This is a genomic window from Arthrobacter humicola, from assembly GCF_022803015.1.
GTDB lineage: Bacteria > Actinomycetota > Actinomycetes > Actinomycetales > Micrococcaceae > Arthrobacter > Arthrobacter humicola_A.
In genome coordinates this window covers 1-20,688 of the sequence record NZ_JAFKON010000020.1, presented here as the reverse complement: position 1 = coordinate 20,688, position 20,688 = coordinate 1, and the positions used below count along the sequence as shown (strand labels likewise).

Annotated in this window: 16 protein-coding genes, 1 tRNA gene, 1 rRNA gene, 1 pseudogene and 1 riboswitch; of the genes and pseudogenes, 9 read left to right on the top strand and 10 right to left on the bottom strand. The window is 66.4% G+C overall.

Annotated elements, in window-relative coordinates; all coding sequences use genetic code 11:
* The 4 genes and pseudogenes from ARTB_RS21685 to gcvP form a co-directional block, all read right to left on the bottom strand.
* Positions 1 to 145, bottom strand: a pseudogene (locus ARTB_RS21685) (serine hydroxymethyltransferase); the annotation flags it as partial.
* Between the two features lie 5 nt (positions 146 to 150).
* The gene (gcvH, locus tag ARTB_RS20950; RefSeq protein WP_243182221.1) at positions 151 to 534 is read right to left on the bottom strand and encodes a glycine cleavage system protein GcvH; all 384 of its coding nucleotides are present in this window, start codon (positions 532 to 534) and stop codon (positions 151 to 153) included.
* Positions 535 to 610: 76 nt separating this feature from the next.
* Entirely contained in the window at positions 611 to 1,747 is a 1,137-nt protein-coding gene (gene gcvT / locus ARTB_RS20945) for a glycine cleavage system aminomethyltransferase GcvT (protein ID WP_243182220.1), read from the bottom strand.
* Between the two features lie 11 nt (positions 1,748 to 1,758).
* On the bottom strand, positions 1,759 to 4,650 hold the full coding sequence (gene gcvP / locus ARTB_RS20940; RefSeq protein ID WP_243182219.1) for an aminomethyl-transferring glycine dehydrogenase: 2,892 nt from the start codon (positions 4,648 to 4,650) through the stop codon (positions 1,759 to 1,761).
* A 158-nt stretch (positions 4,651 to 4,808) separates the two neighbouring features.
* A riboswitch (glycine riboswitch) is annotated at positions 4,809 to 4,906 on the bottom strand.
* Positions 4,907 to 5,175: 269 nt separating this feature from the next.
* Here gcvP and lipA point away from each other — a divergent pair.
* The 3 genes from lipA to pdxS are packed head-to-tail and all read left to right on the top strand — an operon-like array spanning position 5,176 to position 7,940.
* Complete coding sequence (lipA, locus tag ARTB_RS20935; protein ID WP_243182218.1) at positions 5,176 to 6,189, top strand: lipoyl synthase; 1,014 nt, start codon at positions 5,176 to 5,178, stop codon at positions 6,187 to 6,189.
* 19 nt (positions 6,190 to 6,208) lie between these two features.
* Positions 6,209 to 7,030, top strand: coding sequence for a methylenetetrahydrofolate reductase (locus ARTB_RS20930; protein ID WP_243182217.1), 822 nt, complete (start codon positions 6,209 to 6,211; stop codon positions 7,028 to 7,030).
* Positions 7,023 to 7,940, top strand: coding sequence for a pyridoxal 5'-phosphate synthase lyase subunit PdxS (gene pdxS, locus ARTB_RS20925; RefSeq protein WP_243182216.1), 918 nt, complete (start codon positions 7,023 to 7,025; stop codon positions 7,938 to 7,940). Before ARTB_RS20930 ends, pdxS begins: the two co-directional genes overlap by 8 nt.
* A gap of 276 nt (positions 7,941 to 8,216) precedes the next feature.
* Here pdxS and ARTB_RS20920 read toward each other — a convergent pair.
* Positions 8,217 to 8,293: transfer RNA gene (locus ARTB_RS20920), tRNA-Thr, on the bottom strand.
* A gap of 240 nt (positions 8,294 to 8,533) precedes the next feature.
* Positions 8,534 to 9,424 (bottom strand): DsbA family protein, encoded by an 891-nt coding sequence (locus tag ARTB_RS20915; protein WP_028278087.1) that lies wholly within the window; start codon positions 9,422 to 9,424, stop codon positions 8,534 to 8,536.
* Between the two features lie 293 nt (positions 9,425 to 9,717).
* On the opposite strand from ARTB_RS20915, the gene ARTB_RS20910 reads away from it, so the two are divergent.
* On the top strand, positions 9,718 to 11,127 hold the full coding sequence (locus tag ARTB_RS20910; RefSeq protein WP_243182222.1) for an alpha,alpha-trehalose-phosphate synthase (UDP-forming): 1,410 nt from the start codon (positions 9,718 to 9,720) through the stop codon (positions 11,125 to 11,127).
* On the top strand, positions 11,117 to 11,962 hold the full coding sequence (gene otsB, locus ARTB_RS20905) for a trehalose-phosphatase (RefSeq protein WP_243182215.1): 846 nt from the start codon (positions 11,117 to 11,119) through the stop codon (positions 11,960 to 11,962). The genes ARTB_RS20910 and otsB overlap by 11 nt, the downstream gene beginning before the upstream one ends.
* A gap of 33 nt (positions 11,963 to 11,995) precedes the next feature.
* Here otsB and ARTB_RS20900 read toward each other — a convergent pair whose 3' ends face one another.
* On the bottom strand, positions 11,996 to 12,397 hold the full coding sequence (locus ARTB_RS20900; RefSeq protein ID WP_243182214.1) for a VOC family protein: 402 nt from the start codon (positions 12,395 to 12,397) through the stop codon (positions 11,996 to 11,998).
* Positions 12,398 to 12,659: 262 nt separating this feature from the next.
* Here ARTB_RS20900 and ARTB_RS20895 point away from each other — a divergent pair, with 262 nt between their 5' ends.
* Together ARTB_RS20895 and ARTB_RS20890 are read left to right on the top strand one after the other, a co-directional pair.
* A complete protein-coding gene (locus tag ARTB_RS20895) occupies positions 12,660 to 13,742 on the top strand; it encodes an ABC transporter ATP-binding protein (protein WP_018775851.1) in 1,083 nt (360 codons plus the stop codon).
* 178 nt (positions 13,743 to 13,920) lie between these two features.
* The gene (locus ARTB_RS20890; protein WP_243182213.1) at positions 13,921 to 15,339 is read left to right on the top strand and encodes a DUF4032 domain-containing protein; all 1,419 of its coding nucleotides are present in this window, start codon (positions 13,921 to 13,923) and stop codon (positions 15,337 to 15,339) included.
* Between the two features lie 48 nt (positions 15,340 to 15,387).
* Here the strand turns inward: ARTB_RS20890 and ARTB_RS20885 are convergent, their stop codons facing one another.
* A complete protein-coding gene (locus tag ARTB_RS20885) occupies positions 15,388 to 16,758 on the bottom strand; it encodes an FAD-binding oxidoreductase (RefSeq protein WP_243182212.1) in 1,371 nt (456 codons plus the stop codon).
* A 182-nt stretch (positions 16,759 to 16,940) separates the two neighbouring features.
* Between ARTB_RS20885 and ARTB_RS20880 the strand changes: the two genes are divergently transcribed.
* Positions 16,941 to 18,719 carry a glycoside hydrolase family 13 protein gene (locus ARTB_RS20880; RefSeq protein ID WP_243182211.1) on the top strand — a complete coding sequence of 593 codons (1,779 nt, stop codon included), beginning with the start codon at positions 16,941 to 16,943 and terminating at the stop codon, positions 18,717 to 18,719.
* Between the two features lie 2 nt (positions 18,720 to 18,721).
* Positions 18,722 to 19,756, top strand: coding sequence for a LacI family DNA-binding transcriptional regulator (locus ARTB_RS20875; protein WP_243182210.1), 1,035 nt, complete (start codon positions 18,722 to 18,724; stop codon positions 19,754 to 19,756).
* An 89-nt stretch (positions 19,757 to 19,845) separates the two neighbouring features.
* Here ARTB_RS20875 and ARTB_RS20870 read toward each other — a convergent pair whose 3' ends face one another.
* Positions 19,846 to 20,352, bottom strand: coding sequence for an SRPBCC domain-containing protein (locus ARTB_RS20870; protein ID WP_243182209.1), 507 nt, complete (start codon positions 20,350 to 20,352; stop codon positions 19,846 to 19,848).
* Positions 20,353 to 20,604: 252 nt separating this feature from the next.
* Positions 20,605 to 20,688 (bottom strand): 5S ribosomal RNA (gene rrf, locus ARTB_RS20865); the annotation flags it as partial.

Sequence of the window (20,688 nt, the reverse complement as noted above, 5' to 3'; positions counted from 1 at the left end):
GGTTCTCCGAGGCGATCATCTCCAAACCGTCACGCTGCCGGCTGAGTTCGGCGTCGATCTTCGCGGCGATCTCCGGATCCAGCACGGACAGGTCCGCGTCCAGACTCCGGGAAACGACCTGCTCAAAGGGGGCAATCCCCGTCAAGGGGCTCACAGTTCGCCGCCGTTCTTGGACGCGTACTCCTGCGCCGAGAGCAGCGGGCCTTCTTCAGCGACCGCCACCTTGAAGAGCCAGCCGGCGCCGTACGGATCGCTGTTGATCAGCGCGGGGTCATCGACGACGGCAGGGTTGATTTCGGTGACCTCGCCCGTCACCGGCGCGTACAGGTCCGAGACCGACTTGGTCGACTCAACCTCGCCGCAGGTCTCCCCCGCAGTCACCGTCGACCCGACCTCGGGCAGGTCCACGTACACGATGTCGCCCAGCGCGTCGGCGGCGACAGCGGAAATGCCAATGCCCGCGGGCCCGGCGCCATCTGAAGCAACCCACTCGTGCTCAGCCGAATACTTCAGTTCAGCAACTACTTTGCTCATCTCAAATCCTTCTTTCTTCTCGTTCGTAAAACTTGTTTACCCCGGCCCGGAAGGGCCAACGGCGACCCGAGGGGACTTACTTTTGGCGCTTGTAGAACGGCAGCGCGACGACTTCGAACGGTTCCGTCTTGCCGCGGAGTTCGACGTCGACGATCGTGCCAGGTTCTGAGTTCTCGACGTCGACATATGCCAGGGCGACCGGGTAACCGAGCGTCGGGCTCGGCTGGCCCGAGGTCACCTCACCGATGAGCGTTCCGTTCTTGAGGACGGAGTAATGGGCCCGGGCTGCCCTGCGCCCCGTGCCCTTGAGTCCCACAAGCTTTTGGCCGATGGACGATCCGACGCCGGCAGCCTTGATCGCCGTCAGCGCCTCCTTGCCCACAAAGTCGCTTTCCTTGGTGAGCGAGACAACGGGGCCCAGTCCGGCGGCGTAGGCGTTGACGTAGCGGGAGAGCTCGTTGCCGTAGAGTGGCATGCCGGCCTCGAGACGGAGGGAGTCGCGGGACGCGAGGCCGGCGGGAATGAGGCCGTATTCTTCGCCCGCTTCAAGCAAGGCTTCCCATAGACCTGCCGCATCCTCGTTCGGGATGTAGATCTCGAAGCCGTCCTCGCCGGTGTAGCCGGTGCGGGCGAGAAGCAGATCCTGTCCCTTGATCTGGACCTCGACCGCGGCGTAGTACTTCAGGTCGGTGACCAGGACATGCTGCTCGGTTGGGACAAGGGTCAGCAGAATGGCTTCTGCGTTGGGGCCCTGGACGGCGATCAGCGAGGTCTCCGCAGAGGCGTCCTGGACGGTGACGTCGAATCCGCCGTCCTTTCCGGAACCGGCCCGCTCAGCGAGGGCCGCGGCGACTACCTTGGCGTTGCCCGCATTGGGGACCACGAGGTACCTGTCCTCAGCGCGACGGTAGGTGATGAGGTCGTCGATGATGCCGCCGTCGGTGTTGCAGATCAGCGAGTACTTGGCCTTGCCAACGGCGATCGCCGACAGCTTCCCGACCAGGGCGTAGTCGAGGAACCCGGCCGCGTCCGGACCGCTGACCCAGACTTCGCCCATGTGGGAGAGGTCGAACAGGCCCGCGGCGTTGCGGACAGCGTGGTGCTCTGCGAGTTCAGATTCGTATTTGAGGGGCATCTGCCAGCCGCCGAAGTCCGTGAAGAAGGCGCCGGCTTTTTTGTGCTGCTCGTAAAGAGCGGTGTAATTCTCAGTCATTGAGTCAGTCCTTAGTTTTCGAACGCTGCTGTGTTGTCCTCGAACGATGCTGTGCTTTGCTCGAACGATTCGAGGGATGGGCACGAGCAGATCAGGTTGCGGTCCCCGGCCGCGCCGTCGATCCGTCCGACCGGCGGGAAGTACTTGTCCTGCTTCAGCTGGAGGACCGGAAACGCCCCCTGCTCACGCGGGTACGCGCGGTCCCAATGAGAGCTAACGACGGCGGCAGCCGTGTGGGGTGCGTTGCGCAACGGCGAGTTCTCCACCGTGAAGTCGCCGTTGACGACCTGGTCGATTTCCTGGCGGATGGTGATCATCGCCTCGATGAAGCGGTCAATCTCCGCAAGGTCCTCGGATTCGGTGGGCTCCACCATGAGGGTGCCCGCCACCGGGAAGGACAGCGTGGGTGCGTGGAAGCCGTAGTCGATCAGGCGCTTGGCCACGTCCTCGGCCGTGACTCCTGAGCGGGCGGTCAGTTCACGCAAATCCAGGATGCACTCGTGGGCCACCAGGCCACCCGCGCCCATATAGAGCACCGGGAAGTGCTCATCCAGCCGGGACGCAACATAGTTGGCTGCGAGCAGCGCGGACTTGGTCGCCTCGGTGAGGCCCCGGCCCCCCATGAGCTTCACGTACGCCCAGGAGATCGGCAGCACACCTGCCGAGCCGTAGCGGGAGGCGGAGATCGGGGTGCCGTCGGCGCCGTTGGCCGGATCAGCCGCGTTGCCGGGCATGAACGGTGCCAGGTGGGCCTTGGCCGCGACCGGGCCGACGCCCGGTCCGCCGCCGCCGTGCGGGATGCAGAAGGTCTTGTGCAGGTTCAGGTGCGAGACGTCGCCGCCGAACATGCCCGGCTGGGCCAGACCGACCAGGGCGTTGAGGTTGGCGCCGTCGATGTAGACCTGGCCGCCGGCGGCGTGGATCGCGTCGCAGACCTCGCGGACATCGGCGTCGTACACCCCGTGCGTGGACGGGTAGGTGATCATGATGCAGGACAGCGCGTCCTTGTGCAGCTCGATCTTCGCGGTCAGGTCCGCGTGGTCGATCGTGCCGTCCGAAGCCGTGGCCACGACCACGACCTTCATGCCGGCGAGCACGGCCGAGGCCGCGTTCGTGCCGTGCGCGGAGGCCGGGATCAGGCAGACGGTGCGCTGGGCATCGCCGCGGGAGAGATGGTAGCCGCGGATCGCCAGCAGGCCCGCGAGCTCGCCCTGGGAACCGGCGTTGGGCTGGATCGAGACCTGGTCGTAGCCCGTGATCTCGGTCAGCTGGCCTTCGAGGTCCTCGATCAGTTCACGCCAGCCGGCGGTCTGGGATTCCGGGGCGAAGGGGTGGATGGAAGCGAACTCCGGCCAGGAGATGGCCTCCATCTCGGCCGTGGCGTTCAGCTTCATGGTGCACGACCCCAGCGGGATCATGGTCCGGTCCAGGGCCAGATCGCGGTCCGAGAGGCGGCGGATATAGCGCAGCAACTGGGTCTCGGAACGGTGCGTGTTGAACACCGGGTGCTGCAGGAAGTCGGAGGAGCGCAGCACGGACTCCGGCAGTTCGAGACCCTGGGCTGAACCGACCGGGCCGGCGCCAAAGGCGACGGCAACGGCGGCGAGGACGTCCGGCGTCGTGGTTTCATCAACGGATACACCCACCGTGTCGGCGTCGATCACGCGAAGGTTGATGCCGCGGGCCTCGGCCGCCGCGATGACCTTGGCGGCCTTGCCGGGGACGCGGACCGTGACGGTGTCGAAGAAGGACTCGGATACCAACTCGCGGCCGGCGGCCTTAAGGGACGCTGCCAGGGTGCGGGCGTTGTTGTGGACGGCCTCGGCGATCGCCTTCAGGCCATCGGGGCCGTGATAGACGGCGTACATCGAGGAGACGATGGCCAACAGCGCCTGCGCGGTGCAAATGTTGGACGTGGCCTTCTCACGGCGGATGTGCTGCTCGCGGGTCTGCAGGGCCAGACGGTAGGCGGGGACGCCGGCGTTGTCCTTGGACACCCCCACAATGCGGCCCGGAAGCGTGCGTTCCATGCCCTCACGCACCGCCATGTAGGCGGCGTGCGGCCCGCCGAAAAACAGCGGCACACCGAAGCGCTGCGTGGAGCCGACTGCGATGTCAGCCCCCTGCTCGCCCGGAGGGGTAATCAGGGTCAGGGCAAGCAGATCCGCCGCCACGGTGACCAGTGCGCCGCGTTCCTTAGCCTCCGCGATCACGGCAGACTGGTCCCACACCCGGCCGGAGACGCCCGGCTGCTGCAGGACGACGCCGTTGATGACGCCGTCGGGCAGGCCCTTCGAGAGGTCGGCGACCTCAACCTCGAAGCCCAGCGCCTCGGCACGGCCCTTGACGATCGCGATGGTCTGCGGCAGCACATCGGTATCGAGGACGGTCTTGGCCCCGGCAGCGGACTTGTTTTTGTTGGCCCGGCGCATCAGAAGCACTGCCTCGGCGACTGCGGTGGCTTCATCCAGCAGGGAAGCATTCGCGACCGGCAGAGCGGTGAGGTCCTGGACCATGGTCTGGAAATTCAGCAGCGCCTCAAGCCGGCCCTGCGAGATCTCCGGCTGGTACGGGGTATAGGCCGTGTACCAGGCCGGGGCCTCAAGGATGTTGCGGCGGATCACCGGCGGGGTGAGCGTGTCGTAGTAGCCCTGCCCGATCATCTGCACGGCGGTCTTGTTCTTCGACGCCAGCTTGCGCAGCTCGGCCAGCACCTCGACCTCGCTCAGCGCGCCGTCGAGGCTGAGCGGCTTTTGCTGGCGGATGGAGTCGGGCACGGCAGTGTCCACGAGGCCATCAACGCTGTCGTAGCCGATCGCCTTGAGCATGGTGTCGATGTCGGTCTGGCGGCGCGCGCCGATGTGCCGGTCTACGAAGGCAGAGGGATGGGACTGAACGGTCATATGGAACTCCAGGGTCGGGCCGGCCCGAAGGACACGGCTGTGGATCAAGTTCCTCCCCGCTCTGTCGTGGACCTGAGAGATTCCGCAGACAGGGGTCTGCTTGCACCGTCGGTGAGCTCGCCCTTCATGATGAAGGGCGAACTGCTTTCCAGAGTTGCCTCGTCGCGGCGGTACGTGGGCCTGAGAGATTCCTGGGGAGGATTTGCTCCTACGGCGCCCGCATCATTTGCTTGCAGGACTCTCCCGCCGCAGATCAAAAGCGTGTCGCTTGCGCCGTGACCGGGGTCACAGCGTTGTTGCCCTCCATCATTGGGCAGGGCCTGTGCGGCTGACTACAGCAACCTGCCTAATTTTGTCGATACCCTTTATCCATATGTATGAAGACCGCTCCAGCGCGTGGACTTTGGACGATTGTCTATACGCAAGTGCAAAACCGCGCAGTTCATTAGTAGACGGGACCGGGGCCAAGCCCTGACCATGGAGTTGCCCGGAAACACCCCGCCCTGGCCCAGAAGGAGCTTTACTGTGACACTGGCACCAGAAGGCCGGAAGATGCTGCGCATTGAGCAGCGAAACGCGGCCACACCGGTGGAACGGAAGCCGGAATGGATCAAGGCCAAGGTCCAGATGGGCCCGGAGTTCGTCCAGCTCAAAAACCTCGTCAAGAAGGAGGGCCTCCACACGGTGTGTGAGGAGGCCGGCTGCCCCAACATCTTCGAGTGCTGGGAAGACAAGGAAGCCACCTTCCTGATCGGCGGCTCCGAATGCACCCGGCGCTGCGACTTCTGCCAGATCGACACCGGCAAGCCCTCCCCCGTGGACATGTTCGAACCCACCAAGGTCGCCCGCTCGGTCCAGGCCATGGCCCTGCGCTACGCCACCGTCACCGGCGTGGCCCGCGACGACCTCGCCGACGAGGGCGTCTGGCTCTACGCCGAAACGGTCCGCAAGATCCACGAACTGAACCCGGGCACCGGCGTCGAACTGCTGATCCCCGACTTCTCCGGCAAGCCCGAGCACATCGCGGCGATCTGCGACTCCAAGCCCGAGGTCTTCGCCCACAACGTCGAGACCGTGCCCCGGATCTTCAAGCGCATCCGCCCCGCGTTCCGCTACGACCGGTCCCTGGACGTCATCACCCAGGGCCGCAAGCTCGGCATGGTGACCAAGTCCAACCTGATCCTCGGCATGGGCGAGACCCGCGAGGAAATCTCCGAGGCACTGCGGGACCTGCACGAGGCCGGCTGCGACCTGATCACCATCACCCAGTACCTGCGCCCCTCCGAACGGCACCTGCCGGTGGACCGCTGGGTCAAGCCGCAGGAATTCGTGGACCTGCAGCACGAAGCCGACGAGATCGGCTTCCTGGGCGTCATGTCCGGGCCCCTGGTGCGTTCCTCCTACCGCGCCGGCCGGCTCTGGGCCACCGCGATGCGCAAGAAAGGCTGGGAAATCCCGGCCCAGCTCGCCCACATCGAAAGCTCCGGAAGCACCCGCCAGGAAGCCAGCTCGCTGCTCGGCGCCCAAGCCGGCGCCTGACATCGACGGAGGACCAGAGATGTTTCCCATACGACTTGAAATCATTCCTTCCGAGGGAATCGTCAAAAAGATCCAGTCGGCAGTGCCGCTGACCACGACACTCACCATCACGTGTCTGCCTCACCACGGAACCGGGCGGACCATGCGCACGGCCGCCCAGCTCAGTCTGCTCGGCTACACCGTGGTCCCGCACATCGCGGCCCGCAGCCTGGCGGATAGCACCCAGCTGGCCCGTATCATCCGGGAATGCGCTGGGTACGGCATCTCGGAAGTGTTCGCGGTTGGCGGTGACGCCCCGCAGCCCGCGGGTCCCTTCGCCAATGGCGGCGAGCTGCTGCGCGAGATCGCCGAAATCAGCGGCGGCCAGATGGCCGTTGGGGTCGCCGGGTATCCGGAGGGTCATCCCGGCATCGGCCCGCGGCAGCTGCTCGAATCATTGTTGGCCAAGCAGGAACTTGCCTCCAACGTCGTCACGCAGATGTGCTTCTCGGCCGACAGTATCCATAGCTACACGGCGATGCTGCGCCGCGAGGGAGTCATGCTTCCGGTCCTGGCCGGGGTTGCCGGGTCCGTCCAAAGAACCAGGCTGATTGCACTGGCAACGAAGATCGGCGTCGGAACGTCCCTGCGGTTCCTTAGCGGGAAACGACCGCTCGCCCGCCGCCTCCTGAGCGGCGAACGCTACTCGCCCGGCACTCTCATCAACGAGCTGACCGCCCAGCCTGTCGTCGATGGCATTCATCTCTACAGCTTCAATTGTTTTGACGAGTTACCCGGTACCGTCGCCGCTTCGTCGACGGAACTCTCCGCCACCACCAGCCAAGGAAACACACATGCTTGATACCCCGTTCCAGCCCGCAACCGCGAAGAACGTCACGGGCAGCAGCCGCGTCAAGCGCGGCATGGCTGAGATGCTCAAGGGCGGCGTCATCATGGACGTCGTCAACGCCGAGCAGGCCCGCATCGCCGAAGACGCCGGTGCCGTGGCCGTGATGGCGCTGGAACGCGTTCCGGCCGATATCCGCGCCCAGGGCGGCGTGTCCCGCATGTCCGATCCCGACATGATCGACAAGATCATCGCGGCCGTGTCCGTGCCCGTGATGGCCAAGGCCCGGATCGGGCACTTCGTCGAGGCGCAGGTCCTGCAGTCTTTGGGCGTGGACTACATTGACGAGTCCGAGGTCCTGACCCCGGCGGACTACACCAACCACATCGACAAGTGGAACTTCACCGTTCCGTTCGTCTGCGGTGCGACCAACCTGGGCGAGGCGCTGCGCCGCATCAACGAGGGCGCGGCGATGATCCGGTCCAAGGGCGAGGCCGGCACCGGGGACGTCTCCAACGCCACCACGCACATGCGCCAGATCCGTGCCGAGATCAAGAAGCTCGCCGGCATGGCCGAGGACGAGCTCTACGTCGCGGCCAAGGAGCTGCAGGCCCCGTACGAACTGGTCAAGGAAGTTGCCGCGACCGGCAAGCTCCCGGTGGTGCTGTTCACCGCCGGCGGCATCGCCACCCCGGCCGACGCCGCGATGATGATGCAGCTCGGCGCCGACGGCGTGTTTGTCGGCTCCGGCATCTTCAAGTCCGGCAACCCGGCCCAGCGGGCCGCCGCCGTCGTGAAGGCCACCACGTTCTACGACGACCCGGACGAGATCGCCAAGGCCTCCCGCGGCCTGGGCGAGGCCATGGTCGGCATCAACGTCGACGAGATCCCGCAGCCGCACCGCCTCGCCGAGCGCGGCTGGTAGCTCAGCAGAACATCGGCGACAGGCGCGCCTAACCCGCTTGGCTTAAGAGAGACTGCAGAGGCTCCATAGACGAGGCGCCTTGGCGCCTCGTTTGTGGAGAAGCAGTCGAACGCCGCCCTTCGCCTTGCGCTTCTGATTGAACGACGACGGCGGCCCGTCACCACGGGACGGCCGCCAGGTTCAGCCCGCCCACCTCCACAGCCGGGGCCGCCGCCCGTTTTAAGACATAAGAAAACCCCTCCGTCCCGGCCAAAATCGCCGGAACGGAGGGGTTCGTGGGGCCCCCTGTCGGATTCGAACCGACGACCCCCGCTTTACAAGAGCGGTGCTCTGGCCAACTGAGCTAAGGAGGCATTCCTGCTGCCTGACACAACTCCGGGCCACAAAATGGCGTGGATGTCAGGACGCTAGACAAGATTAGCCCACCGACGCCCGGTGAGAAAAACCCAGAGAAAAACGCGCAACGCCCCTCCCGCCCAGCGAAGGCCTAAAGCGAACCCAAAGCAATGGCCCGGCCCCGGAACGATCCGGGGCCGGGCCATCAACTTGTGGCCTTTAACTGCGCGCCTTCAACGGCATGTGCCGTTGTGCGGTTACTTCTTGGCGTCGATCGCGGCCTGCAGGTACTGGTCGAACGGGGTCTGGGCGCTGTCGCCGACACCCCACTGCTTGCCTTCAACGAACACGGTGGGCGTGCCGGTGATGCCGATTACCGTGGCCTCCTGGGTGGTGTGCTTCACCCACGGACGGTAGGTCTTGCCATCCACGCATGTCTCGATGCTCTTGGCCCCGGCGTCGGTGGCCAGCGTCTTCAGCTCGTTGTCGGAGAGTCCGGCGCTGCCTTCGGCCGGCTGCTTGGCGAACAGCACGTCGACGAAGTCCGAGTACTTCTCCGGGGATTCGTTGACCACGCAGGCTGCGGCGTTGGCCGCGCGCGAGGAGTAGTTCGTGGTGGACCGGCTGTCCAGGAATCCGAGCGGGCGGTACTCCACGGTGATTTTGCCCTCGTTGCGCAGCTTGGTGAGCGTCTCGTTGTACTGCGCCTCGAAGTTCTTGCAGACGGGACAGATGAAGTCGATGTAAAGGACCACCTTGACCGGCTTGCCGGCCTCAGCCTCGGCGCCGGGGGCCGTGACCGGAGACGGCGGCGTGGCCGGAGCGGACGGGAGGTCGGACAGCTTCACGGTTGCGGGATCGGTCTTCGCCACGTCGGTGTTCGCCAGCAGGGTGACACCGCCGTGGATGTTGCCGTTGGCCGGCGTGGGTCCCTCGTCGGCAACCGGGGCGTTGTTCTTGATGTTGGAGGTGACAACCAGCGCGACGATCACGATGATGGCGATGACGGCGGCAACGATGCCCCAGCCGATCAGCAGCTTGTTGCGCTTCTCCTTCTTCAGCTGCGCCTCGCGGATCTCGCGGGCTTTCTCGCGCGCCGCGGCAGTGCGCTCTGCCTTAGACAGTCGGGGTTCGTTTGCGGGGCTCATTGGTTCCTCGGGTCGTTCGGCCAGGGACGGTCCACTCAGTGGCAACGTCATCATTTTAGGGGAGAAACCCGAGAACTTGCGCTTTCAAGTTTCCCTTCCGCCTGCCCAACGGACGAATAGCCCGGAAGATTCCGGGCGGCTAGGGTTGATGGAGAGCCACGAGCGGACCCCAGGGGGCACCAATGCAAGCAACGGACAGCGCCGGCCACGGCACACAGAGCACCACTGAAGCGGCGCGGACGGCCACCGACAGCGCCCCCACCGGCGCCGCGGCAGGGGACCAGTTCGACTTCATGGTGGTGTCCAACCGGCTGCCCGTCGACCGCTGTTCGGCCGACGAGACCGGCTGCGAGGACGGCTGGCGCCGCTCCCCCGGCGGACTCGTGACAGCCCTGGCCCCGATGATGACCAAGACCGACGGCGCGTGGGTGGGCTGGCACGGAGCCCCCGATGAGACGGTCAAGCCTTTCAGCCATGGCGGCATCGACCTGATCCCCGTCCAGCTGAGCACCGAGGACATCGAGCTTTTCTACGAGGGCTTTTCGAACGCCACGTTGTGGCCGCTTTACCACGACGTGATCGCCCCTCCGGAGTTCCACCGCACCTGGTGGGATTCGTACCGGAAGGTCAACCGGAGATTCGCCGACGCCGTCATCCGCCATGCGGCCGAGGGTGCCACCGTCTGGGTGCAGGACTACCAGCTCCAACTGGTTCCCAAGCTGCTCCGGGAGGCCCGGCCGGATCTGAAGATCGGGTTCTTCAACCACATCCCCTTCCCGCCGCCGGAGATCTTTGCCCAGCTCCCGTGGCGCCGGGCGATCATCGACGGCCTCCTGGGGGCGGACCTGGTGGGCTTCCAGCGCAGCAGCGATGCCGGAAACTTCATGCGCTCCGCACGGCGTTTCCTTGGCGCGAGCGTCAAGCAGCAGCAGGTCCATGTCAGGGGCACCGACGGCGAAACCACCCACATCGCGAGGGCCCAGGCGTTCCCGATCTCCATTGATGTCAAGCAGATCACCGAGCTAGCGAAGAAGCCGGAGGTAATCGAGCGGGCGCAGCAGATCCGCCGGGACCTCGGCAATCCCAAGACCATCCTGCTCGGCGTCGACAGGCTCGACTACACCAAGGGCATCCGGCACAGGCTCAAGGCGTACGAGGAACTGCTGCAGGACGCCAAGGTCACCGTCGAGGACGCGACCCTGATCCAGGTGGCCAGCCCCAGCCGTGAGCGTGTGGAGCAGTACCGCCTGCTCCGTGAGGAGGTCGAGGGCACAGTGGGCCACATCAACGGCACCTTCGACACCATGGAGAGCACGGCCGTCCGCTATCTGCACCACAGCTACCCCATCGAAGAGATGGTGTCCCTGTACCTGGCCGCGGACGTCATGCTGGTCACCGCCCTGCGCGACGGCATGAACCTCGTCGCCAAGGAATACGTCACGGCCCGGACAAACAACGACGGAGCGCTGGTATTGAGTGAGTTCGCCGGTGCCGCGGACCAGCTCAAGCAGGCCCTGCTGATGAACCCGCACGACATTGACGGCCTCAAGGACACGATCATGAGGGCCGTCAACATGCAGCCGGCCGAGGCATCACGCCGCATGCGGGCCATGCGCAAGCAGATTCTGGACCACGACGTCGACCTCTGGTCCTCCGACTTCCTGAAAGCCCTCGCCGAAAAGGTTGTACGCGATGACTCCTGACGCCGCCGGAACCCACGATTCAGAGACCAACACTCCAAACACGGCCCCGCTCTCGCTCTCCCCTGAGCTGCTGGCAGCCGTGCGCCGCGTCGCCGGCACCGGGCACCTGCTCGTGGCGATGGACTTCGACGGCACCATGGCACCGCTCGTGGACCATGCCGGCGACGCCCGCGCGCTCCCGCGCTCCGCAGCCGCCTTCGCGGCGCTGACGGAACTGCCCCGGACGACGACGGCGCTCATCTCCGGCCGGGCGCTGGACAGCCTGCGGGCCGTCGCCTCCCCGCCGGAGGAGACGCTGCTGATCGGCAGCCACGGCGCAGAGGTCTGGATGGGGCCCGGCTCCTCGGAACTCATGCTCGACGACGCCCAACGCGAACTCCTGGCCGAGGTCCGCCGGGAGCTTGAGGGAATCGTGGAACAGGCCCCGGGGACCCTTTTGGAAGACAAGCCGGCCGGCGTCGTCCTGCACACGCGGCTCGCGGCGGACGACGTCGCCGAGGACGCCGTCGCCGCGGCGCGGGCGGTCCTGCAGGACCGCAGCGGCGTCTTCCTCAAGTCGGGCAACCGCGTCCTGGAGACCTCCGTCGTGAACGCCTCCAAGGGCGAGGGCATTGCCTTCCTGCGGCAGGCTGCCGGAGCCACGGCCGTGGCCTTCGCCGGAGACGACACCACCGACGAGGACGCCCTGGCCAGCCTCGTCCCGGGCGATCTCGGGGTAAAGGTGGGGCTCGATTTCACCCAGGCTGAGTTCCGGGTGGAGGCGCCGGTGCACGTCTGCGAACTGCTGGAGGCCCTGCTGCGTGAGCGGAAGAAGGCCCTCAACTCCCGGAGCTAACGCGGGCTTACTGAGCGGTCAACCGGGCGTCGGTCACGACTCAGGCTCGTAGCCGATCAACCAGTGCAGTCCGTGACGGTCGAGGACCTGGCCATCTGTCGCGCCCCAGGGCTTCGGGGCAAGGGGATCGATCACCCGGCCGCCAACGGCGAGCTTGTCGAACCACTCGTGGAGAACTGACGGTTCGGCGGTCCCCAGCAGCGAGAGCATGAGGCCTTCGGAGCGGACGCTTTTCTCGCCCGCAGCCGCATCCGACCCCGCCAAAGCGACTACGCCGTTCAGCTGTCCGTGGGCAATGGCATCCGGCGGGCCATCGCTGCGGTTGAACTCCTCGTACGTGAACAACGCAAGCTCTCCGCCGAAAACGTCGGCGTAGAAGCCAAGTGCTTCACGCGCCGTGCCGGGGAAACTGACATAGATCTGCAGTGCCGTCATGCGCACAGCATACCTACCCTTTTCTGGCGCCACGTGACGGACCCCACGTGTGACATCCGTAACTTTTTAGCCCATTTGGCATATATCTGACATACTCTGTTTGTGATGTGGCGCACAACTACCGTGCGGCGTCACTGGGTACTCCTCGGCTTCGGCCGAGGAGTATGCGTATGAAATCCCACAATTGAATTAACAACTGCATAAAACGACCATTCACTACGGATCGTCCGGCACGTACCTGCCGGTGAAGGGATTGATAACTGTGGCTACAGTTACTTTTGATAACGCAACACGTCTGTACCCGGGCACCGAGAAGCCCGCTGTTGACAAGCTCAACATTGATATCGCCGATGGCGAATTCCTGGTCCTCGTTGGACCCTCCGGCTGCGGAAAGTCGACCTCCCTGCGCATGCTTGCAGGTCTCGAGGACGTCAACTCCGGCCGCATCCTCATCGGCGACCGCGACGTCACTGACGTCCCGCCGAAGGATCGCGACATCGCCATGGTGTTCCAGAACTACGCCCTGTACCCGCACATGACCGTGGCGGACAACATGGGCTTCGCACTGAAGATCGCCGGCGTCAGCAAGGAAGAGCGCGCCGAACGCGTCCGTGAGGCCGCCAAGCTGCTTGACCTCGAACCGTACCTGGACCGGAAGCCGAAGGCCCTCTCCGGCGGCCAGCGTCAGCGCGTTGCCATGGGCCGGGCCATTGTGCGTAACCCGCAGGTCTTCCTCATGGATGAGCCGCTGTCCAACCTGGATGCCAAGCTGCGCGTGCAGACCCGCACCCAGATCGCGTCCCTGACCCGCCGCCTCGGCGTCACCACCGTCTACGTGACCCACGACCAGGTCGAGGCCATGACCATGGGTGACCGCGTCGCCGTGCTGAAGGACGGCCTGCTGATGCAGGTCGACACCCCGCGCAACCTGTACGACAAGCCCAAGAACGTCTTCGTGGCCGGCTTCATCGGCTCCCCCGCCATGAACCTGCTCGAACTCCCCGTCGTCGACGGCGGCGTGCAGTTCGGCGGAACCGTTTACCCGGTGCCGCGCGACGTCCTCGAGGAAGCCCACGGCCAGACCGTGACCCTCGGTTCCCGCCCGGAAGACCTTGAGACTGTCGCCCAGGGTGAAGGTCTCCAGGTCGAGGTTGACGTCGTCGAAGAACTCGGCGCCGACGCTTACGTCTACGGCCACACCACGCTCGACGGCCAGAGCCACGACATCGTGGCCCGCGTCGACGGCCGCCGCCCCCCAATGAAGGGTGAGTCCATCTGGGTCCGCCCCCAGTCGGGCCACGTACACCTGTTCGACACCAAGACCGGCCTGCGCCTCGGCGACTAGTCCCCACCCACCGGCTCCCTAACCTCGCTCCGCGTCGGTCAGGGAACCCTGCCGGCGTGGGCCCAGCACGACTGACGGCGGTCCTCCCCAGTGGAGGGCCGCCGTCGGGCGTTAACGGCCCTGCTTTAGGCGCGGCCCGCCAAATACGGAAGAATTGATTCATGACCGAGGAAACCCCATGACCGAGGAAAACAGTGCCCAGTGGCACGACGAGCCCACCGACTACGGTCAGATCGGGAAACTGCCCCGGTTCGAGGCCGCCAGCGCCAATGACGACAAGGCCGCGATGGCCTCCAGCTCGCTGAGCATCACGGCCGCCGCCACCGAGCCCGAGCTGCTGGACCTGCCTTGGCACATTGCCCTCGAGGACTGGCCGGCCGAATATCTGGCAGCCCTCCCCCGCGGTATCTCCCGGCACATCGTGCGCTTCGCCCACCTCGGCGGCTCCGTGATCGCCATCAAGGAAACCTCGGAGCACGTGGCCCGCCACGAGTACCACATGCTGCGCAAGCTCGCCCGGCTGGACGTTCCCGGCGTGGAGCCGGTGGCCGTCATCACCGGACGCACCACCCCGGAGGGCCGGCCGCTGAACCCCGTGCTGGTCACCCGGCACCTGAAGTTCTCCATGCCCTACCGTGCGCTCTTCTCCCAGATGCTGCGCAAGGACACCCTGACCCGGCTCATCGACGCCCAGGCCCTGCTGCTGGTCCGGCTGCACCTGATCGGCTTCTACTGGGGCGACGTCTCGCTCTCCAACACCTTGTTCCGCCGGGACGCCGGCGCGTTCGCCGCCTACCTGGTCGATGCCGAGACCGGCGAACTGTACCCGGATTTGTCCACCGGCCAGCGCGAGTACGACCTCGAAATCGCCCGCGTCAACATCGCCGGGGAACTCATGGACCTCCTCGACGGCGGCCTGATCGAGGAGAAGGTGGACCCCGTGGCCACCAGCGAACTGATCATGGACAGCTACCGGCGGTTGTGGACCGAGCTGACGGCAAAGGAATCGTTTGAGATCGGGGAACGCTGGCGCGTGGCCGCCCGGATCCGGCGGCTCAACGAGCTGGGGTTCGACGTCGAGGAATACGCGATCAAGACCACACAGAACGGCTCCACCATCCAGCTCCAGCCGAAGGTCGTCGACGCCGGGCATCACCAGCGCCGACTGCTGCGCCTGACCGGTCTGGACGCCCAGGAAAACCAGGCCCGCCGCCTCCTGAACGACATGGACTCTTTCCGGGCGGACAACAACCCGGGCATGGACGAGGAATACAGCGCGCACCTGTGGGTCAGCCAGATCTTCGAACCGATCGTCCGGGCCATCCCCCGCGACCTCTCCGGCAAGCTCGAGCCGGCCGAGGCGGTGCACGAGGTCCTGGAGCACCGCTGGTACATGTCCGAGAAGGAGAACCGGCACATCCCCCTGGCGGAGGCCGTCCAGTCCTACATCGACAACGAACTCCGCCACCGCCGGGACGAGGCCGCGATCATGCTCAACCCGGACACTGGATTGCTCAAGATCCTTGAGGTGGAGACCGAGGAATCACGCTACGGCGCCGACGACTCAGTGGACGAATACCCCGACTCCGACGACTAAGCCGCGCGCCGGGCATGTTGTGGCACGCCCGCGCTAAATCTCCTTGAGCTAAATCGCCTTGCCGGGGTTCAGGATCCCGGCCGGATCGAAGAGTTCCTTGATCCGGCGCTGCAGCTCACGCACGGGTTCCTTCTGCTCCAGGCCGAGCCAGCGCAGCTTGTACTGCCCGATCCCGTGTTCGCCGGTGATCGTGCCGCCCATGGCCAGGGCCACGGCAATCGACCGGTCCAGGGCGGCGCCCAGGCGGGCCATGGCATCGGGGTCCACGGTATTGTCCACCCGGTCGACCCAGAAGGTGGGGTGCAGGTTGCCGTCACCGGCGTGTGCCACGACTTTGAGCTGCACCCGGTGCTCCGCCGCCATGGACTCGAGCTCGGCGACGTAATCCACCAGCCGCGAACGCGGCACGGCCACGTCCTCGCCCACCCGGTATTCGTCGTCCACCTCGGTCCCTCGGCTGTTGCGGCGCAGTTCGACAAGCTCCTCTGCCTCCGCGTTGGCCTCCATGGTCACCACCGCTCCTCCCGCCACCAGGACCGGGCGGATGGCCGCGGCCTCCGCCGCCGCGCCGAAGCCGTCGGTCTGGATCAGCAGCAGGGATGCCCCGCGCGCGGCCAGGTCCGAGCCGTGGAGGTCATCGAGTTGGGCGAGCGAGCCGCCGTCGAGCAGTTCCATGATGGCCGGCTGCACGCGGGCCCTGCCCACGGCGAGGACCCCGGCCGCGGCGCTGCGGAAGTCCGGGTAGAAGGCGGCGATGGTGTGTACGTCGCGCGGCAGGTACTTCAGCCGCACGGTGACACCGACCACGATCCCCAGGGTCCCCTCCGAGCCGACGAACAGCCCGGTGAGGTCATAGCCGGCGACGCCCTTGAAGGTCTGGTGGCCGGTATGGATGAGGGAGCCGTCCGCGAGGACGACGTCGAGCGCCAGGACAGAGTCGCGGGTCACCCCGTACTTCGCGCAGCGCAGCCCGCCGGCGTTGGTGGCCACGTTGCCGCCGATGGTGGACATCTTGAAGCTCGCAGGATCCGGTGCATACATGAGCCCGTGCACGGCGGCGGCCGCATTCAGGTCGGCGTTAATGACGCCGGGTTCCACGACGGCGGTCTCGTCATCCGGGTTGAGGTCCAGGATGCGGTTCATCCCCTCGAGCGTGAGCACCACGCAGCCTGCGCTCGCGTGGGCGCCCCCGGAGACCCCGGTACCGGCCCCGCGCGCCACAAGCGCGACGCCAAGGGCTGCGCAGGCACGCACAGTTGCCTGCACGTCGGCCACCGATTCGGCGCGGACCACCGCCTGCGGGAGCTGATAATCCAGGACGGGAGCCTGGTCCACGGCATACGCGGCCAGGGTGGTCGCGTCCACGGCAATTTTCTCCGCGCCCAGGGCGGTGGTCAGCTCGTCGATGATGCTACGCATGCGGTCTCCAGTTCGGTCGAATCCGGTTCCCAGTCTATGACTGCGCATTGTCGGTGATGCGGCTCACAGTTGCAAGCGCTTCCAGCTATGCGCGGGATAGTCCAGTTGGTGGTCGAAATTGCCGCCAAAATGTGACTGGAAGCGTTTTCATAATCCGGCGTGGGAGCCCTAGTATTGCCGTCATGTCCGTTGATTCAGTTCTCCTCGCCCCCGCCGCGCTGGCCGGACCTCTGACGGGTCCGCTGACCCCCGTGCACGCCGCAGACAACATTCCGGGATGGTGGCGCTCCGCTGTCATCTATCAGGTCTATCCGCGCTCGTTCCGGGACCTGAACGGCGACGGCATCGGCGATCTCGCCGGAATCACGGCCGAACTGCCCCGCCTTGCGGAACTGGACATCGACGCCGTCTGGCTTTCGCCCTTCTACCGGTCCCCGCAGCGCGACGCCGGCTACGACGTCAGTGACTACTGCGACGTCGACCCCCTGTTCGGCACCCTGGACGATTTCGCCGCCATGATGGCCGAGGCCACCCGGCTGGGAATGCGGATGATCGTTGACCTGGTGCCCAACCACTGCTCGGACCAGCACCACGCTTTCCAGGCTGCCCTGGCCGCGCCTGCCGGCAGCCCGGAGCGGGACATGTTCATCTTCCGAGACGGCCGCGGAGCATTCGGCGAGGAGCCGCCGAACAACTGGCAGTCCCACTTTGGCGGTTCAGCCTGGACCCGGATCACCGAACCGGACGGCGCCCCCGGGCAGTGGTACCTGCACCTCTTCGACTCCTCCCAGCCGGACTTCAACTGGGACAACCGCGCCGTCCACGAAGAATTCGAACGGGTCCTGCGCTTCTGGCTGGAGCGCGGGGTCTCCGGTTTCCGGGTGGACGTGGCGCACGCCCTCGTGAAGGCCCCGGGCCTGCCCGAGTGGGGCGGACGGGCGGACGGCAGCAGCTCCCACGGCTTCCCCGGAAGCGACGCTCCGATGTTTGGCCAGCCCGCGCTCCACGACATCTACCGGCGGTGGCGTCAGATTCTCGCCGAGTACGGCCCCGACCGGATCCTCTGCGCCGAGGCAAACGTGGACCCGCTCCCCCGGCTCGCCGATTGGGTGCGCCCGGACGAAATGCACCAGGCCTTCAACTTCCCCTACCTGCACGCGGGCCTGGACGTGCACCGGATGCGCCACATCGTCACGGAGTCACTGACGGCACTGGACGCCGTCGCCGCGCCCAGCACGTGGGTGCTCTCCAACCACGACGTCGTCCGCCACGCCACCCGCTTCGGGTACGACGGCCACGCTCCGCGCGACGGTGACGGAATCGGCACCTGGGATCCGCAGCCGAACGAGGAGCTCGGACGGTCCCGGGCGGCCGCGGCGTCCCTGTTCATGCTGGGGCTGCCCGGCGGGGCCTACCTCTACCAGGGTGAAGAGCTTGGCCTGCCGGACGGGATCGACATCCCGGACACCCGCCGCCAGGACCCCACGTTCGCCCGCACCGGCGGCGCACGGCTGGGCCGCGACGGCTGCCGAGTCCCGCTGCCCTGGCGGGCCGGGGAACGCAACGCCGGATTCGGCCACGGGCAGGACCCCTGGCTGCCGCAGCCGGAAAGTTTCTCACGGCTGGCCCGGGATGTGCAGTCCGCTTCGCCGTCGTCGCATCTGAGCCTCTACAAGCGCATGCTGGAGCTGCGCCGCCGGCTCGACCTTGGCCGCGGCTCGCTGTCCTGGTACGAGGACCTCTGCACCGATACGAGCCTTGCTTTCCTCAACGGCTCCACGCTGGTCCTGCTGAATGTCGGGTCCGAGCCCCTGGAGCTGCCCGCCGGACGGGTGCTGCTGCGCAGTTCAACGCCCACGGGTGCCGGCTACGACGCCGGGGACATGGCCGGCGCGGGCGATCCGTTAGGCTCAGGTGAAGCTGTTTGGCTGGAAATCTATCTCGAGGACACGGAGGGCTAGGCATGCCCGGCATCAAGGACGTCGCGGAACGGGCCGGCCTCTCCATCGCCACCGTTTCACGCGCCTTGAGCGGCAAGGGCAATGTCTCACCGCGTAGCCGGGAGCGGGCCCGCACCGCCGCCGCAGAGCTCGGTTTCGTCGCGTCGTACCAGGCCTCCGGACTGGCCTCCGGACGGACCCACAATGTGGGCCTCGTTGTCCCTTCCGTCTACCGGTGGTTCTTTTCCTCGGTGGTCGAAGGTGTCTCGGCGACCCTCCTGGATGCCGGCTACGACCTCACGCTGTACAACGTCAGCCAGGGCCGGGAGCGCCGCCACAGTGTGCTGAACGACTTCCTCCTGCGCAAACGCGTGGATGCCGTGATCGCCGTGTCGCTGGAGCTCTCCGAGACCGAGATCGACCAGCTGCTGGCCATCCATCGCCCCATCGTGGGGATCGGCGGCCCGTTACCCGGGGCTTCGACCATCCGCATCAATGACGCCGGTATTGCGGAGGCCGCGGCCCGGCACCTCATCCAGCTTGGCCACAGCAAAATTGCCCACATGACCGGCGATGCCGCCTACGAGCAGGATTTCCGCCTTCCCGGCACGCGCCAGGCGGGGTTCAAGAAGGCCATGCGGGACGCCGGACTGGTGGTCCGGCCGGGATGGCAGGTCTCCGCCGACTTCACGATCCGGGGCGCCTACGCCAACGCCCGTGAGCTGCTCGGCGGCTCTCCGGAGCGTCCCACGGCCGTCTTTGCCGCCTCGGACGAGATGGCGATCGGCACGATCCTCGCTGCCCGGGATTTCGGGTTGCGGGTGCCGCAGGATCTCTCCGTCATCGGCATCGACGGCCATGAGCTGGGTGAAGTCTTCGGGCTGACCACGATCGATCAGGACGCGCGGGGCCAGGGTGCGTTGGCCGTGCGGCGTTTGCTGGCCAGGCTCGACGGCGCCGGAGACACGGCGGCCGCGCACACCGAATACCCCACGCGCTTCATCATCCGGTCCAGCACCGCTGTTCCGCCCGTCGACCAGGGACCTTTGCGCGCCTAGGTCCGGGCTAGATCCGGACTGTGCATGCCGGGGGCTGGCCGCCGGGTCTGTCCGCCGGTAGGGACGAACGGGCCTCTCCCAGGAGCCGCTCAGGCCTCGGGGCTGTCCGCGCCGGCACCACCCATGAACCGAACGAAGCGGTCCAGGACGGCGGGCCAGCCTGCCGCGTACTCCGCCCGGGCTGCCGCGGGGTCCTCGGCGCCCTCCCAGCCGCTGTGAACCAGGCGGAGCTCTGTCCCCTCGCCTACCGCCCTGAACGCCACCCGGAGCTCGGTGGACCACATGGCAGTGGTTCCGGGGTGCCAGCTGGCGTGGAAGGACAGCGGGGGCTGCCAGTCGTCAATCGATCCCCAAACAGCCGTCCGGCCGTCATCCGAGGATTCCATGATCAGGTTCTCCTCGAACTCGACATAGGAGCCGGCGCCATAGACGCTGTGGTCCTCGAGCGGCCACCAGAGGTGCGTGTGTTCCGTGAATCCCATGAAGGCCCGGGCAACTGCGCCCGGCACCACAACGCTGACGACGACGGGATCGAGTTCGTCCGCCGCGGCAGGTTCCGGCGCGCCGGACGGAGCATGGCTGAAGAGGTTATCCATGGGCACCAACTCTACCCGCGCAGGCAGCTCCCTGATCCAGGGGTGAGCGGCGGCGGCTGTGACGCTCTCTCACATTTGGCGGGATGTCCTGTGACACTCCCTCACCTTGGGCGGGATGTCCTGTGATGCTCCCTCACGTTTGGCGGGGTGCGGCGGGATGCTCCCTCACGTTTGGCGGGGTCCGGGCTGAATGACGGGTTAAATGCGGCAGGACCCCCACCTGGTGGTGGGGGTCCTCGACCGTTAATGGTGTTCCGGCGGTGACCTACTCTCCCACACCCTCCCGGGTGCAGTACCATCGGCGCTGTGGGTCTTAGCTTCCGGGTTCGGGATGGG

Excerpts from the sequence above, each read along its gene's own strand:
- gcvH (WP_243182221.1), bottom strand. The coding sequence starts at position 534 with ATGAGCAAAGTAGTTGCTGAACTGAAGTATTCGGCTGAGCACGAGTGG.
- gcvT (WP_243182220.1), bottom strand. The coding sequence starts at position 1,747 with ATGACTGAGAATTACACCGCTCTTTACGAGCAGCACAAAAAAGCCGGC.
- gcvP (WP_243182219.1), bottom strand. The coding sequence starts at position 4,650 with ATGACCGTTCAGTCCCATCCCTCTGCCTTCGTAGACCGGCACATCGGC.
- ARTB_RS20930 (WP_243182217.1), top strand. The coding sequence starts at position 6,209 with ATGTTTCCCATACGACTTGAAATCATTCCTTCCGAGGGAATCGTCAAA.
- pdxS (WP_243182216.1), top strand. The coding sequence starts at position 7,023 with ATGCTTGATACCCCGTTCCAGCCCGCAACCGCGAAGAACGTCACGGGC.
- ARTB_RS20915 (WP_028278087.1), bottom strand. The coding sequence starts at position 9,424 with ATGAGCCCCGCAAACGAACCCCGACTGTCTAAGGCAGAGCGCACTGCC.
- ARTB_RS20910 (WP_243182222.1), top strand. The coding sequence starts at position 9,718 with ATGGTGGTGTCCAACCGGCTGCCCGTCGACCGCTGTTCGGCCGACGAG.
- otsB (WP_243182215.1), top strand. The coding sequence starts at position 11,117 with ATGACTCCTGACGCCGCCGGAACCCACGATTCAGAGACCAACACTCCA.
- ARTB_RS20900 (WP_243182214.1), bottom strand. The coding sequence starts at position 12,397 with ATGACGGCACTGCAGATCTATGTCAGTTTCCCCGGCACGGCGCGTGAA.
- ARTB_RS20890 (WP_243182213.1), top strand. The coding sequence starts at position 13,921 with ATGACCGAGGAAAACAGTGCCCAGTGGCACGACGAGCCCACCGACTAC.
- ARTB_RS20885 (WP_243182212.1), bottom strand. The coding sequence starts at position 16,758 with ATGCGTAGCATCATCGACGAGCTGACCACCGCCCTGGGCGCGGAGAAA.
- ARTB_RS20880 (WP_243182211.1), top strand. The coding sequence starts at position 16,941 with ATGTCCGTTGATTCAGTTCTCCTCGCCCCCGCCGCGCTGGCCGGACCT.
- ARTB_RS20875 (WP_243182210.1), top strand. The coding sequence starts at position 18,722 with ATGCCCGGCATCAAGGACGTCGCGGAACGGGCCGGCCTCTCCATCGCC.
- ARTB_RS20870 (WP_243182209.1), bottom strand. The coding sequence starts at position 20,352 with ATGGATAACCTCTTCAGCCATGCTCCGTCCGGCGCGCCGGAACCTGCC.